15 protein-coding genes are annotated in these 13,104 nt (G+C 73.4%); 7 read left to right on the top strand and 8 right to left on the bottom strand.

Annotated features, from left to right (window positions below; translation table 11 throughout):
• Positions 1–507 precede the first annotated feature (507 nt).
• Complete coding sequence (locus ABTY56_RS23105; RefSeq protein ID WP_350630883.1) at positions 508–639, top strand: hypothetical protein; 132 nt, start codon at positions 508–510, stop codon at positions 637–639.
• Between the two features lie 72 nt (positions 640–711).
• Here the strand turns inward: ABTY56_RS23105 and ABTY56_RS23100 are convergent, their stop codons facing one another.
• Positions 712–1,203, bottom strand: a complete 492-nt coding sequence (locus ABTY56_RS23100) for a MarR family winged helix-turn-helix transcriptional regulator (protein ID WP_502893169.1) — start codon at positions 1,201–1,203, stop codon at positions 712–714.
• Between the two features lie 47 nt (positions 1,204–1,250).
• Here ABTY56_RS23100 and ABTY56_RS23095 point away from each other — a divergent pair, with 47 nt between their 5' ends.
• Entirely contained in the window at positions 1,251–1,661 is a 411-nt protein-coding gene (locus ABTY56_RS23095) for a cupin domain-containing protein (protein ID WP_350630881.1), read from the top strand.
• A gap of 102 nt (positions 1,662–1,763) precedes the next feature.
• A complete protein-coding gene (locus ABTY56_RS23090) occupies positions 1,764–2,090 on the top strand; it encodes an antibiotic biosynthesis monooxygenase family protein (protein ID WP_350630880.1) in 327 nt (108 codons plus the stop codon).
• A gap of 82 nt (positions 2,091–2,172) precedes the next feature.
• Here the strand turns inward: ABTY56_RS23090 and ABTY56_RS23085 are convergent, their stop codons facing one another.
• Positions 2,173–2,685 (bottom strand): PadR family transcriptional regulator, encoded by a 513-nt coding sequence (locus tag ABTY56_RS23085; protein WP_350630879.1) that lies wholly within the window; start codon positions 2,683–2,685, stop codon positions 2,173–2,175.
• Between the two features lie 92 nt (positions 2,686–2,777).
• Between ABTY56_RS23085 and ABTY56_RS23080 the strand changes: the two genes are divergently transcribed.
• Both ABTY56_RS23080 and ABTY56_RS23075 read left to right on the top strand, forming a co-directional pair.
• The gene (locus ABTY56_RS23080) at positions 2,778–3,332 is read left to right on the top strand and encodes a hypothetical protein (RefSeq protein WP_350630878.1); all 555 of its coding nucleotides are present in this window, start codon (positions 2,778–2,780) and stop codon (positions 3,330–3,332) included.
• Positions 3,329–4,708: a carotenoid oxygenase family protein gene (locus tag ABTY56_RS23075; protein ID WP_350630877.1), complete on the top strand. Its 1,380-nt coding sequence runs from the start codon at positions 3,329–3,331 to the stop codon at positions 4,706–4,708. The genes ABTY56_RS23080 and ABTY56_RS23075 overlap by 4 nt, the downstream gene beginning before the upstream one ends.
• Before the next feature lie 30 nt (positions 4,709–4,738).
• Here the strand turns inward: ABTY56_RS23075 and ABTY56_RS23070 are convergent, their stop codons facing one another.
• Positions 4,739–5,617, bottom strand: coding sequence for a LysR family transcriptional regulator (locus ABTY56_RS23070; RefSeq protein WP_350630876.1), 879 nt, complete (start codon positions 5,615–5,617; stop codon positions 4,739–4,741).
• A 216-nt stretch (positions 5,618–5,833) separates the two neighbouring features.
• On the opposite strand from ABTY56_RS23070, the gene ABTY56_RS23065 reads away from it, so the two are divergent.
• A complete protein-coding gene (locus tag ABTY56_RS23065; protein ID WP_350630875.1) occupies positions 5,834–7,246 on the top strand; it encodes an MFS transporter in 1,413 nt (470 codons plus the stop codon).
• A gap of 74 nt (positions 7,247–7,320) precedes the next feature.
• Here the strand turns inward: ABTY56_RS23065 and ABTY56_RS23060 are convergent, their stop codons facing one another.
• Positions 7,321–8,223, bottom strand: coding sequence for an RNA polymerase sigma-70 factor (locus ABTY56_RS23060; RefSeq protein ID WP_350630874.1), 903 nt, complete (start codon positions 8,221–8,223; stop codon positions 7,321–7,323).
• A gap of 197 nt (positions 8,224–8,420) precedes the next feature.
• On the opposite strand from ABTY56_RS23060, the gene ABTY56_RS23055 reads away from it, so the two are divergent.
• Positions 8,421–9,497 carry an NAD(P)/FAD-dependent oxidoreductase gene (locus ABTY56_RS23055; RefSeq protein WP_350630873.1) on the top strand — a complete coding sequence of 359 codons (1,077 nt, stop codon included), beginning with the start codon at positions 8,421–8,423 and terminating at the stop codon, positions 9,495–9,497.
• Positions 9,498–9,527: 30 nt separating this feature from the next.
• Here ABTY56_RS23055 and ABTY56_RS23050 read toward each other — a convergent pair whose 3' ends face one another.
• The 4 genes from ABTY56_RS23050 to ABTY56_RS23035 all read right to left on the bottom strand — a co-directional run bounded on the left by ABTY56_RS23050 (position 9,528) and on the right by ABTY56_RS23035 (position 12,987).
• Positions 9,528–9,923 (bottom strand): VOC family protein, encoded by a 396-nt coding sequence (locus ABTY56_RS23050; RefSeq protein ID WP_350630872.1) that lies wholly within the window; start codon positions 9,921–9,923, stop codon positions 9,528–9,530.
• Positions 9,924–10,034: 111 nt separating this feature from the next.
• Positions 10,035–10,685: a M15 family metallopeptidase gene (locus ABTY56_RS23045; protein WP_350630871.1), complete on the bottom strand. Its 651-nt coding sequence runs from the start codon at positions 10,683–10,685 to the stop codon at positions 10,035–10,037.
• A 363-nt stretch (positions 10,686–11,048) separates the two neighbouring features.
• Complete coding sequence (locus ABTY56_RS23040) at positions 11,049–12,035, bottom strand: RICIN domain-containing protein (protein WP_350630870.1); 987 nt, start codon at positions 12,033–12,035, stop codon at positions 11,049–11,051.
• A gap of 64 nt (positions 12,036–12,099) precedes the next feature.
• A complete protein-coding gene (locus ABTY56_RS23035; RefSeq protein ID WP_350630869.1) occupies positions 12,100–12,987 on the bottom strand; it encodes an ECF transporter S component in 888 nt (295 codons plus the stop codon).
• Positions 12,988–13,104 lie beyond the last annotated feature (117 nt).

The raw sequence follows: 13,104 nt of genomic DNA, 5'->3' as shown, positions 1-13,104 counted from the left end.
TTCGGGTCGGGCTCGTCTGCGGTTTCGGTGGCGTCCGGGCGGGGCCCGGGCGCACGATCGCGCCTGATTATGCAGGACCGCCCGGAGGGTGGACAGGGGCGTCCGGCCCGCCGCGGGGGTGTTGTGCCGGTTGGTGCCGGTTGGCCCCTCCGAGAACGCCCCGGACGCTGTCGATGTCCCCGGTGCTCACGCTCGGCTCGATCCGACGGAACAAAACGGGACGAAGCTGACGGCATGATGAGCGCGGAGTGATCATCCGCACGGGCCGTCAGTCGGGGCCCGCGACCCCACGGTGACGCCATGACGGCTCCGCGCGCCGCGTCAGACCGGAGCCCGGCTGACGGCCCGGCCCGCTGACGGCCCGCCCCCGGCGTGGGCGGGTCAGGCCCCCGAGGGCAGCCGGCCCTGTTGGACCGCGTGCACAACCGGCTGCGGGCATCGAGCCGTTTCATCAGATCGGTCGCCGGTCGACGGCACGCTGCTGCTCTCGCCGGACAGCAACACCGTGTGGCAGGTCGTCAACGGGGGCGGCAAGAAGCCCTGGCGGCCGGTGACTTCGGGCCGGGCAAGCTCGACCCGAACGCCGTGGTCAGCGTCCCGACCGCGCTCACCGCGAAGCTGCCGACCGTCGCCCAGTAATCGCGTGTGCGTGTGCGTGTGCCACCCCGCCCACGAGGGCGGGGTGGCACACGCGCGTCCGCTGTGCGGCGTTCACGGCGAGCCGAACCAGCGCGGGGTGTCGAGGCGGAACGGGTCGCCGGGGGCGAGTCGGCGCAGGCCGTCCTCCAGGTGTCGGAGCTCCTCCTCGCCGAGGGCGGCGGACCATTCGGCGCGCAGCTCGTCGAAGATCCGGGCGGAGCGGGCGAGGCAGTCCACGCCCCGGTTGGTGAGCCGGACCACCTTGCGTCGGGCGTCGGCCGGGTCGCTGCCGCGCTCGACGTAGCCGAGCTGCTCCAGGTTCTCGACGGTCTTGCCCGCCGCCTGCTTGGAGACGCCGAGGCGGCGGCCGAGTTCGACGGCGGTGGTGCCGTACGGGCCGATCGCCTGGAAGACGAAGCCGTGCATCGGGCGGAGGTCCGGATGCCCCTCGCGGGCGATCCGCTCGTGCAGCTCGTCGATGATCGTCCGGAAGGCGAAGAGCAGGCGCAGCGGCAGCTCGAAGCCGGGCGGGGCCGGTTCACTTGACACGATAGACAACCTCATTGACCATATAGACAACTTCGTTGTCCATATTAGGGGGTTCCTTCACCATGTCCGTCATCCGCCTCACCGACGCCCGCCGCTCCGAGACCCCGAACGCCGTCATGACCACCTTCGCCTCGCCCACCCAGGGCTCGACCTCCCTGGCGCTGTGGCGGGTCGAGATGCGGCCCGGCACCCAGGGGCCGTTGCACGCCATGGACGCCGAGCAGATCTGGACCTTCCTCGCCGGCTCCGCCACGGCGGAACTCGCGGGCGAGTCCCACCTGCTGGCCGCCGGTGACACGCTCGTCCTCCCCGCCGACGTGGCCCGCCGGATCACCAGCGACGAGGGCTTCACCGCCGTCGTCGCCTCCACCTCACCCTCCCGCGCCTACAACCCCGACGCCGTCACCCCCGAGGGCGCCTGCGCCATGGCCCCGCGCGACGCCGAGCGCGTCCTCCCGGCATGGATCGCCTGAGCGGCGGGAGGTGGGCCCGCCCGGTGTGAGGTGTAGGAGACTGCTGGCAGTGACCGAGCCGGCGGCCGCACGCGGGGCCCCGGCGGACCAGTAAGGAGCGGCATGTCCGTCGTCAAGATCAACGTACTGACGGTGCCGGCCGAGCAGCGCGAGGTGCTGGAGCAGCGCTTCGCCTCGCGGGCCGGCGCGGTGGAGAACTCGGACGGCTTCGAGTGGTTCGAGCTGCTCCGCCCCGTCGAGGGCACCGACCAGTACCTGGTCTACACCCGCTGGCGCAGCGAGGAGGACTTCAAGGCGTGGATGGAGGGCCCGATGAAGTCGGCGCACCAGGGCGGCGGTGAGGGGGAGGCCCCGAAGCGGCCGGCCGCCTCCGGCTCCACGCTGTGGTCCTTCGAGGTCGTCCAGTCGGCCGGGCCCAAGGGCGCCTGAGCCCGTACTCGCTGTTCGTCGCTGGTCCTTCGGGCCCCACCCCTCGGCGGGGGGTGGGGCCCGAGGTGTTTTCGTGCGGGCGTCACGTGATCTGGGCGGCGGCCCACTCGGCCCAGTCGCGGCGCATGGCGTTGAAGCGCAGGCCGTACTCCAGGGCGATCCGGCCGTGGACGGAGAGGCCGTCCTCGCCCCAGTCGATGGTGTCGGCCAGGGCGGCGAGGTCGGCGTGCTCGCGGGCGGAGAGGTCGGCCAGGCCGGTGAGGTAGTCGCGGGCCTGGTCGGGGGTGAGTACGCCGAGGAAGAAGACCCTGAGCAGGATGTCGCTGCGGGTGTTGCGCTGGGGCGCGGTCTCGGTCAGCCAGTGCCGCAGTTCGGCGAGGCCCTCCGGGGCGAGCGTGTACTCCTTCCGGCCGCGCGGGCCCTCCGCCGCGACGCTGATGAGTCCGGCGTCGGCGAGCTTGGACAGCTCTGTGTAGATCTGGCTCTGGGTGGCGGGCCAGACGTTGGCCAGGGACGTGTCGAAGGTCTTGAGCAGGTCGTATCCACTGGCCTGGCGGTCGGACAGCAGGCCGAGGAGGGCGTGTCGGAGGCTCATGTCGACCATCCTACATTCCATTGTTGACATGTCAGTTCTGGAACCTCTACTTTTGACATGTCGAAACTGGAATGTCGAGGGGGATCTCCGCCATGTCGTACGTACGCTCCTTCCTGCCGTGGATCGTGTTCGCCGTCCTGCCGTCCGTGCAGTGGCAGTGGGCCGCACTGGCCGGCCTGGTGGTGGCGGTCGCGCTCGTCGCCCAGCAGCGCAAGGGCGGGGCGGGCTTCGACGCGCTGATCATCGAACTCGGCTCGGCCGCCTACTTCGCCGCCCTGGCGGCCGTCGCCTTCGCGGACCACGACTCCGCCGTCCACGACTACTCGGCGGCGCTCTCCTCGGGCACCCTGGCGCTGATCGCCGGCGTCTCGCTGCTCATCGGCAAGCCGTTCACCCTGGGCATCGCCAAGCGGACCACGCCCCGCGAGGTGTGGGGCCTCAAGCCCTTCGTCCGCGTGAACACCGTGATCACCGCCGTGTGGACCGCCGCCTTCGTGGCCACCGCCGCCGTCCTCGCGGTCATGGCCCACGCCGGCCAGGGCCACTCGACCGCCGCCACGGTCGTCCAGGTCGCCGGGTTCGCCCTCCCGACGGTGTTCACCACCCGCTACGTCGCCGCGGTGCAGGCCAAGGCCGGTGCCCGGTGAGCGCGGCGAGCACCCCGAGCGCCCCGGGAACCCCGAGCCTCCCCGGAGCTGCGAGCACCCCGCGGCACCTCGCGGGCAACTACGCGCCGGTCACCGGAGAACTGACGGCGCACGACCTGGACGTCACCGGGAGCATCCCGCCCGAGCTGTCCGGCTGGTACCTGCGCAACGGCCCCAACCCGGCCGACGCCGCCTCCGGCCACTGGTTCTTCGGTGACGGCATGGTCCACGGCGTCCGCCTGGAGGACGGGCGGGCCGTCTCGTACCGCAACCGCTGGGTCCGCACCACCCGCCTCACCGACGGCGCCCGCCCCTACGACGAGCTCGGCCGCCGCGACCTCACCGCCGGACCGGCCAACACCCACGTCGTCCGGCACGCCGGACGCACTCTCGCGCTCGTCGAGACGGCCCTGCCCTACGAGCTGAGCGCGGACCTGGACACCGTCGGCCCGTACGACTTCGGCGGGCGGCTGCGCACCGCGATGACCGCCCACCCCAAGGCCTGTCCCGACACCGGCGAGCTGCACTTCTTCGGCTACGGGGTGGTCGAGGAGCCCTACCTCACCTACCACCGGGCCGACGCCGACGGCGAGTTGGTGATCAGCCGGCCGATCGAGGTGCCCGGGCCGACGATGATGCACGACTTCGCCCTCACCGCCGGGCACGTCGTCCTGCTGGACCTGCCGGTGGTCTTCGACCTGGGCCTGGTCGGCCGTTCCATGCCCTACCGCTGGGACGACGGCTACGGCGCCCGGCTCGGCCTGCTGCGCCGGGACGACCCGCACGGGCGGGTGCGCTGGTTCGATCTGGACCCCTGCTACGTCTTCCACGTCCTCAACGCGCACGACGCGCCCGACGGGACGGTGGTGGTGCACGCCATGCGGTACCCCGAGCTGTGGCGGCGGACCGCGGACGGCGCGGTGGACGGCGCCCGGCAGGCCGTCCTGTGGAAGTGGACGGTCGACCCGCGCACCGGCACGGTCACCGAGGAGCAGTGCGACGACCGCCCCGGGGAGTTCCCCCGGACCGACGACCGGCTCGTCGGCCACCGCGCCGACTTCGGGCACGTGACCTGCGGTGACGCGCTGGTCCGCTACGACCTGCGCACCGGCGCCTCGACCGCGCACGACTTTGGCCCCGGCCGCACCCCGGGCGAGGCCGTCTTCGTCCCGGCGGGCCCGGGAACGCCGGCCGCGCCGGGCGTCAGTTCACCCGGATGGCTCATGACATACGTTCATGACGCCCGCACCGACCGCAGTGACCTGGTCGTCCTGGACGCCGACGACCTCGCCGCCCTGCCGGTCGCCACCGTGCACCTCCCGGCCCGGGTGCCGTTCGGGTTCCACGGCAACTGGCTCGCCGACCTTCCGGCCTGAGAGCTGAGGCCTACTCGGGTCGGGCCGGGTTCACGCCGAGGCGGCGTACAGGACCTCGCGCAGCCCCGGGACGGTCTCGCGGTCCGCGCGCCAGACGAGGCGCAGGTGCAGCGGCGGGGGATCGAGGGGGAGGCGTACCAGGGTGCCGGCGGCGAGTTGGTCGCGGACGGCGAACTCGGGCAACAGTGCGATGCCGAGGCCCTGTTCGGCACAGGCGCGGGTGACGGCGACGCCGCCGGTGTGGACGCGGTCGACGTCGTGGCCGAGCAGGCGTTCGCCGGCCAGGTGGAAGGAACAGGCGGGGGTGTTGACGAGGAGGCGTCGGCCGCGCAGGCCCTCGCGGGTGAGGGCGGTGGCGCCGGCGAGCGGGTCGGTGGGGGCGGCGACCAGGGCCAGCGGGACGTCCTGCAGGTCGATGTGGTCGAGCGGGGCCGGCGGCAGGTAGAAGCCGAGTTCGCCGAGCGGCCCGGCGGTGTCCAGGATCAGTGCCGCCTCCAGCGCCCCGGCCGCGACCCCGCCGAGCAGTCCGTCCCGGGCGGTGTCGGTGTGCAGGGATATCTCCAGGTCGGGCCGGCGCTCGGCGAGCCGGGCCAGGACGGCGGGCACATGGGTGGCCGCGATGGTCTCCAGCGCGCCGAGCCGCAGCCGGGCGCGGGCGGCGACCACCTCCCGCCGTGCCTGCTCGGCCTGGTCCAGCAACCGCCGGGACCACGGCAGCAGCCGCTCCCCGGCCGACGTGAGGGTCATGCCGCGCGGTGCCCGTTCGAACAGCTCGGTGTCCAGACTCCGCTCCAGCGTGCGGATCTGCTCCGAGACGGACGAGGGGGCGAGCCCGAGCGCCACGGCCGCGCCGGTGACGGTGCGGTGGGCGACGACGGCCTCGAAGACGCGCAACTGACGTAGTTCCACTGGTTTCCCCTGGACTCCCCGGCTTCCGAACGCCTTGCTCCCGGTACTGCGGGACAGCGTACGGGTGGGCGTGCGGAGTTGTACCGCGGCGTGCGCGGAGTCGTCGCGGGGCGTTCGGAAATTCCGAACGCCGCATGAGGCTCCGGCGGTCGAACGGACAGCGGTGGCGCGGCCAGAGTGGGCGGCGCTTCCACTCGTCGATCAGGAGATCCCCCGATGACCGCCCCCGCCCCCGTCCCTTCCGCCGCCACCAGCGCTCCACCCGCCCGGCCCGCGGTACCCGCCCCACCCGCAGGGGTCCGCTCGCGGGCCCTGCTCGGCATCGCCCTCGGCTACTTCATGGTGCTGCTCGACACCACCGTGCTCTCCGTCGCAGAGCCCGATCTGGCTGCCTCGCTGGGCAGTTCGACCGCCGGTCTGCAGTGGGCCGTCACCGGCTACAGCGTCGCCTTCGGGGCGCTGCTGCTGTCGGCCGGGGCCGCCGCCGACCGCTACGGCGCCCACCGGGCCTTCCGCTTCGGCATCGCCGTCTTCGGGGCGGGCTCGCTGCTCAGCGCGTTCGCGCCGGACATCCCGACCCTGGTGGTGCTGCGCGCCCTGCTGGGCGTCGCGGCGGCGGCCTGCGTCCCGGCGAGCATGGCGCTGATCACCCGCCTCCACCCGGAGTCGGCGGAGCGGGCGCGGGCCGTTGCCGTGTGGGCGGCCGTCAGCGGCTGCGCGATGGCCTTCGGGCCGATGGTCGGCGGGGCGCTGGTCGATCTCGCCGGGTGGCGGGCCGTGTTCCTGGTGAACGTCCCGCTGGCCGTCCTGGTGCTGGCCCTGGTGGCCGGACGGGCGGTGCACTGCCCGCGCGGCGAGCGGCGCATCGACTGGCCGGCCCAACTCGCCGCCTGCGCGACCCTCGCGCTGTTCACGGACGCGCTGATCGCGCTCGGCGGCACCGGCTGGGCGCACGCGGCCTGGTCGGGGGCGGGCGCGGTGGTGGCCGGCGCCGCCTTCGTCCGGCGCGAGCGGCGCAGCCCGGCACCCGTCGTCCCCGCCGAGGTGCTGCGGGCGCGCGGCATGGGGGCGGTGCTGCTGGCGGGTGGCGCGGTCAACTTCGCCATGCTGGGCGTCCTGTTCGTGCTGCCGCTGCTGCTGCAGCAGGAGTTGCGGCTGTCCCCGACGCTGGCCGGGGTGGCGTTCCTGCCGATGACGCTGCCGCCGGGCTTCAACCCGCTGCTCACCGGACGGATCGTCGCCAAGGTTGGCCCGTGGCGGCCGGTGGTGGGCGGGCTGGCCCTGTTGACGGCGGGCTGCGCGGTCTTCGCGGTGGCGGTGTCGCTCGGCACGCCGTACCCGCTGCTGGCGGTGGGCCTGCTGCTGACGGGCTTCGGGGTCTCCTTCGCGCTGCCCGCGCTGGTCACCGCCGTCGTCACCACCGCGCCCGAGGGCAGCGCGGGCGCGGCGGGCGGCCTGCTCAACGCCGTCCGGCAGGTCGGCGCGACGGTGGGCGTGGCGGTGACGGGCGCGTTCGTCGGCGGTGGCGCCGCCGTCGGCGGGGGTGGGGCGGTCGCCGTGGCGATGCTGCTTCCGGCGGCGGTGTGCGGGGCGGCGGCGCTGGCGGTGCTGCGCAGCCGCGCCCGGTGAGCCGATCGGCCCATCGGCCCATCGGCCCATCGGCTCGGAAGCTCGGAGACCCGGTGGCTCGGAGATCCGGTGGCTCAGAGACTCACCGCCGTCTCCCGCCCCATGTGCGTCAGCTTCTCGGGGTTGCGCACCGTGTAGATGCCGGTGATCCGCCCCTCGTCGAGCCGCATCGCCACCACCAGGTCGATCTCCCCGTCGATCCGCAGGATCAGCGCCGGGTGCCCGTTGACCTGGGTCGACTCGGTCGTCGCCACCGGGCCCCACAGCGCCACGCCGGTGGCGAGCAGCCGGGCCACCTGTTCGGCCCCGACGGTGGGCCGCGGCATGGCCGTCTTGACGCCGCCGCCGTCGCTCATGGCGACGACGTCCGGCGCGAGGAGGTCGAGCAGGTCCCGCAGGTCGCCCGTCTCGACCGCCCGCTGGAAGGCCGCGATCGCGGCCCGCGCCCGGTCCGCGGAGACGGTGCCACGCGGACGGCGCGCCGCGACGTGCGCCCGCGCCCGGTGGGCGATCTGGCGGACCGTGACCGGCGTCTTGCCGACGGCCTCTGCGATCTCGTCGTACCCGAGGTCGAACACCTCGCGCAGCACGAAAACCGCCCGTTCGGTGGGCGTCAACGTTTCCAGGACCATCATCATCGCCATCGAGATGCTGTCGGCCAGCTCGACCTGGTCGGCCACGTCGGGCGAGGTGAGCAGCGGCTCGGGCAGCCACGGGCCGACGTACGACTCCTTGCGCCGGCTCAGCGTGCGCAGCCGTCCGAGCGCCTGCCGGGTGGTGATCCGGACCAGGTACGCGCGGTGGTCGCGGACGGTGCCGAGGTCGACGCCCGCCCAGCGCAGCCAGGTCTCCTGGAGGACGTCCTCCGCGTCCACCGCCGAGCCGAGCATCTCGTAGGCGACCGTGAACAGCAGGTTGCGGTGGGCGACGAACGCGTCGGTGGCCGGATCGGGACGGCGGCCGTCCTCGCTGCTCATGGTCTCTCCCTCTGGTTCGGCTGCGCCTCCCACTGGACGCCGGACCCCGCCGATTCGTGACATGCCAGGCCGTGTGACCTGCGTCATGTCGGTTCGGTGTCACGGCACCCGGCCCGCCGGCATCTCCATGGCGAACGAGCACACGGCAGCCGGCCGGCGGCTGGCGGGTGAGGCGACGGCGGCACAGGGAGGCCGAGATGAGGACGATTCCCGAGATGAAGGTCGTTGTGGTGGGCGCCGGGTACGCGGGGATGCTCGCGGCCAACCGGGCCGCCAGGAAAGTGAAGGCCGCCGAGGTGACGGTGGTCAACCCGCGCCCCGACTTCGTAGAACGCGTACGGCTGCACCAACAGATCGCCGGGACGGCCGTCGCCGCGACGCCCATCGCGTCGATGCTGCGCGGAGGAGTCGTGCTGAAGGTCGGCGCCGTCGAGCGGATCGGCGACGGCTGCGTCGTCCTCGACGACGGCGCGCGCCTCGACTTCGACTGGGCTTTCCTCGCCGTCGGCAGCACGGTGCGGTCGCTGCCGGGCACCGTCCCGGTGGGCACCTGGGAAGGCGCGGAGCGGGCCCGTGCGGCGCTCGCCTCGCTGGCGGCCGGCAGCACGGTGACGGTGATCGGCGGCGGCGCCACCGGGATCGAGACGGCCGCCGAGGTGGCCTGGGCGCGGCCGGACCTCAAGGTGCGGATCGTCGGGCCGGCGGTCGCCGACACCTTCACCGACCGGGCGAACGAGAAGGTCCGGGGCGGACTGGAGCAGCTGCGGGTCGAGATCGTGGCCGACAGCGCGACCGGGGCGGGCGATGGCGTGGTGCACCTGCGGTCGGGCGTGTCGTTGCTCTCCGATCTCACCCTGTGGGCGATCGTGTCCGGCGTCCCCGACCTCGCGACCCGCAGCGGCCTCACCGTCGACGGGGACGGGCGCGCGGTCGTGGAGGCCTCGCTGCGCAGCGTCGACGACGAACGGATCTTCGCCGTCGGCGACTGCGCCGCCGTCCCCGGCGCCCGTTTCGCCTGCGCCCTCGCCGGCCCGCAGGCCGCCCACGCGGTCGACAACGTGGCCCGCCTGATCGCCGGTCGTACCCCAGTGGCGTACACCGCGCGCTACATCGCCCGGGCCGTCACCCTCGGCCGCGAGAACGCCGTCGGCCAGTTCACCCACCGCGACGACACCCCCCGGCGGGCACACGTCAGCGGCCGCGCTGCGGTCATGATCAAGGAACTCGCCTCCCGCGGCGGGAAGTACGGCGCCCGCACGGGGACGGGTGCCTGAGCGGGGACGGCTGCCTGACCGGGGGCACGATCAGGCGAGGGGCGTGAGGAAGATCCACACGTGGCCGAACGGGTCGCGGAGCATCGACTGCCGGGCGCCGTACGGCATGTCGGCCGGCGGGGCGAGGAGCTCGGCACCCGCGGCCACCGCCTGCTTCGTCAGCGCATCCACGTCCGGGACGTACACGTGCAGGATGACGGACGGCACGCCGGTGCCGGGCGGCGCGAACGGCGCCTCGGCATCGCCGAGCATGAGCGTCGCGCCGTGCACCTGGATCTCGGCGTGCACGATCCGGCCGCCCTCGCCGTCGAGCCGGAACAGCTCGGAGGCGCCGAACGCGGCACCGTAGAAGTCGATGGCGGCGGCGGCCCCGTCGACGATGATGTGCGGGATGACGGCCTGCTTGTGCTGCTCGGGAATCTCCATGCGGATCACGGTAGGTCGCTGACGATCGGTCAGGCATCGGGCGCAGGGCCCACCGGTCCTACGCTGCAAGGCGGAGGACCGGAGGACCGGACGACCGGAGGCCTGTGCGGCCTACAGGCGTTCGGGTCCGTACAGGGCGGCCGGCGCACCGGTGGCCAGCGCCCAGTAGCGGTCCCCGTACGACCAGTGCCACCACTCGGTGGGGTAGTTGACCAGCCCGGCGCCGGTCAGGACCTCGCCGAGCAGGCGTCGGTTGGCGCGGGCCTGCGCGCCTATGCCGTCGGCGTCGGTGTAGCAGGCCCCGGCGCTCTCCTCCGGGCTGGCGTTGACCCTGGTGCCCAGGTCGAGTTCGCGGCCGTCGGCGTCGACGAGGGTGAGGTCGACGGCCGCGCCGGCGCTGTGCGGCGCGATCTCGGGCGGCGACACGTAGCGGCTGGCCGCCGACCTGATCCGGTCGTCCGGCCAGCCGGGGTTCGCGGCCCGCAACTCGGCGGCGTACTCGTCGAAGTAGCGGCTCTGGAGCTCCGGCGGCCGGTAGCCCTCCACGAACAGCAGCCGCAGCCCGTCCGGCAGTTGTGCCTGGGCGTCGAGCAGCCGGTCGAGGACGGCCGGCCGCAGGTGGGCGAACGCGCCGCTGCCGTCCTGCTTGCGCTCGTCGACCAGCAGGCCGCTCCCGCTCCGCACGTCCCGGAGCCGCTCACCGCACTCCCGGACCGCGACGGCGGCCACCTTCGGGTCGGACATCAGGATGATCTCGCTCAACTGTGCCTCCTGGGAAGGGAGATGTCGGGTGCCGCGCGGACCCTCGATAGCGTGATCATCTCAGCACACTCGGAGGTTCACGTGCCCGTCGTCATCGCTACGATGAGCGCCCCGGCGCGCGCGGGGTGTGTGCGCTTGCGCCGCCCGAATGGGTGATGTGGGAGGGAGTTTGATGCTTGATTAGAGCATTACGGTGAATATTGCGGTGCCGGCGTTCCGGACGTAGGCGTGCTCGAACTGCGAGTACGAGAAGCCGTCCAGGCCCGGCGAGCCGGGCAGTTCGGTGAAGTGACCCGCCACAGCGTCCGGTTGGGCGTCGAAGCTGCCGGCCGGCGGGTCGCGACGCTCCGCCGGCCGGGTTGCTCAGAGGGTGTCGCGGACCTTGATGGACCCGTCCTCGACGCGGAACAGCTGGTTGGGGTTGGTCACGCCGCACCGGTAGAGGAACACCTTGTCGCCGTTGGTGCGGTACGAGCCGACGTCGATGCACATCTCCTCGCCGCTGCCGACGGTCCGTTGCAGGACGAACGCGCCACCCCGGAGCAGCCAGGTCTGGTTGGCGCGGGCGGCCTGGGTGTACTCGCACGCCCAGATTCGCACGATGTCGCCGTTCTCGCCCGTGTAGTCGGCGTCGAGGCACATCTCCTGTGCCGTGCCGACGGTGTCGGCGACCTTCACCCGGCCCTCCTCCAGGACGAAGCGCTGGTCGGTGTTGTCCAGGCAGTCCCAGACGCGGACGTTGTCGGCGTTGTGGCGGGTGCTGCCGACGTCCAGGCACTTGCCGGTCGGCACCCGGGGCGGGGTGGCGACGTTGAGGGTGCCGTTGTCGATGGTGTAGAGCGTGCCGCTGTCGGGCCGCGCGTAGCGGAAGCTGCCGTTGCCCTTCGGCAACGTGGTGCCGTTCGGGGCGGACGGGTCGACGGTGACCTGCGGGGAGAAGCGGAAGTAGCCGTTGGCCGGCCAGCCGCTGTTGCCGCCGTTGCGGCCGTAGCCCTCGCAGGTCAGCGTCCGGTTGCCGTTGCTGAGGGCGCATCCCCGCAGCCCGACGTTGTTGGGGCCCCAGGAGGACCCGTCGCCGCTGTACTCGGTCGGGACGGTGGACTGTGCGGGGAACGTGGTGTTGCCGGGGGCGGTGAAGACGGCGGTCATGCCGGACGGCGGGAGCAGACCGGCGCCGCCGGTGTTCTGGTACGTCCACGGGACGGCGCCGGTCCGGCCGGGCGCGATGGTGACGGTGGTGGGGACGTCGCGGCCGATGAAGGTGACGGCGGCGGCGGGGGAGGCGAGGCCCGTGGCGAGGGCGAGGGAGAGCGCGGCCACGGTCGCCGTACGGGTGAGGGTTCGGTTCACGGTCGCGATGATCGTGGACGAACCGGTCGGGCGGAGGTGTACGGCGCGCGCGGGGAAAGGCGGTTCACCCTTCCGGCGGTCGGGACGTGACCGGCGGTCGGGCCGTGTCCGGCTGCCGGGAGTCGACCGGCGGCCGGAAGTCGACCGGTGCGTCGAAGGCGGCCCGCCGCGTGGCTCGGCGCAGGGCGCGCAGTACGGGCGTGCCGAGGGCGAGGCACAGGACGACGGTCAGCGTGGCCCGCGGGAGGTCCCAACCCAGCGATGTGGTCAGGCAGTAGGCGGCGAACCGGACCAGGTTGGCGCCCACCGGGTCACCCGGGACGAAGGAGATGGAGCCTGCCAGTCCGCCGATGTACGGCCAGCCCTGCAGGTTCATGACGGTGCCGTACGCCAGGGCCGACACGGCCCCGTACCCGGCGAGGAGCAGCAGTTCGCGGCGCCCGCGCAACCGGGAGGCCCCCGGCAGCAGCCCCGCGCCGAGGCAGACCCAGCCCATCGCCAGCATCTGGAACGGCAGCCACGGCCCGACCCCGCCGGTGAGCAGTGCGGAGGCGAACATCGACAACGAGCCGAGGACGAAGCCGAATCCCGGCCCGAGCACCCGCCCGGACAGCACCATCAGGAAGAACATCGGCTCCAGGCCCGCGGTGCCCGCGCCGAGCGGACGCAGCGCGGCGCCCGCCGCGGCCAGGACGCCCAGCAGCGCCACGGACTTGGCGTCCAGCCCGGGCGCGCCGCCGCCGGCCGACCGGCCCTCGGAGATCTGCGCGATGACGACAGCGAGCAGGAGCGGGAGGAGGAGCGCGAACAGCCAGGGCGCGTCGGTGGAGTGGCCGACCAGCGCGGACTTGGTGGAGGCGAGCAGCGGCCAGCCGAAGGCGGCGACGCCGACCAGCGAGGTCAACGACAGCACCGCGACGGATCGGCGGCCGAGCGGGATCGGTCGGCTCATGCGTCCGGAGCTCCCGCCGCGCCCGATGCTCCCGCTGCGTCCGGAGCTCCCGCCGCGCCCGATGCTCCCGCTGCGTCCGGAGCTCCCGCCGCGTCCGGAGCTCCCGCCGCGCCCGGT

The sequence above is a fragment of the Kitasatospora sp. NPDC097691 genome (genome assembly GCF_040302665.1).
GTDB lineage: Bacteria > Actinomycetota > Actinomycetes > Streptomycetales > Streptomycetaceae > Kitasatospora.
The sequence above is the reverse complement of the archived record's forward strand: the minus strand, read 5'-3'. Positions and strand labels throughout refer to the sequence as shown.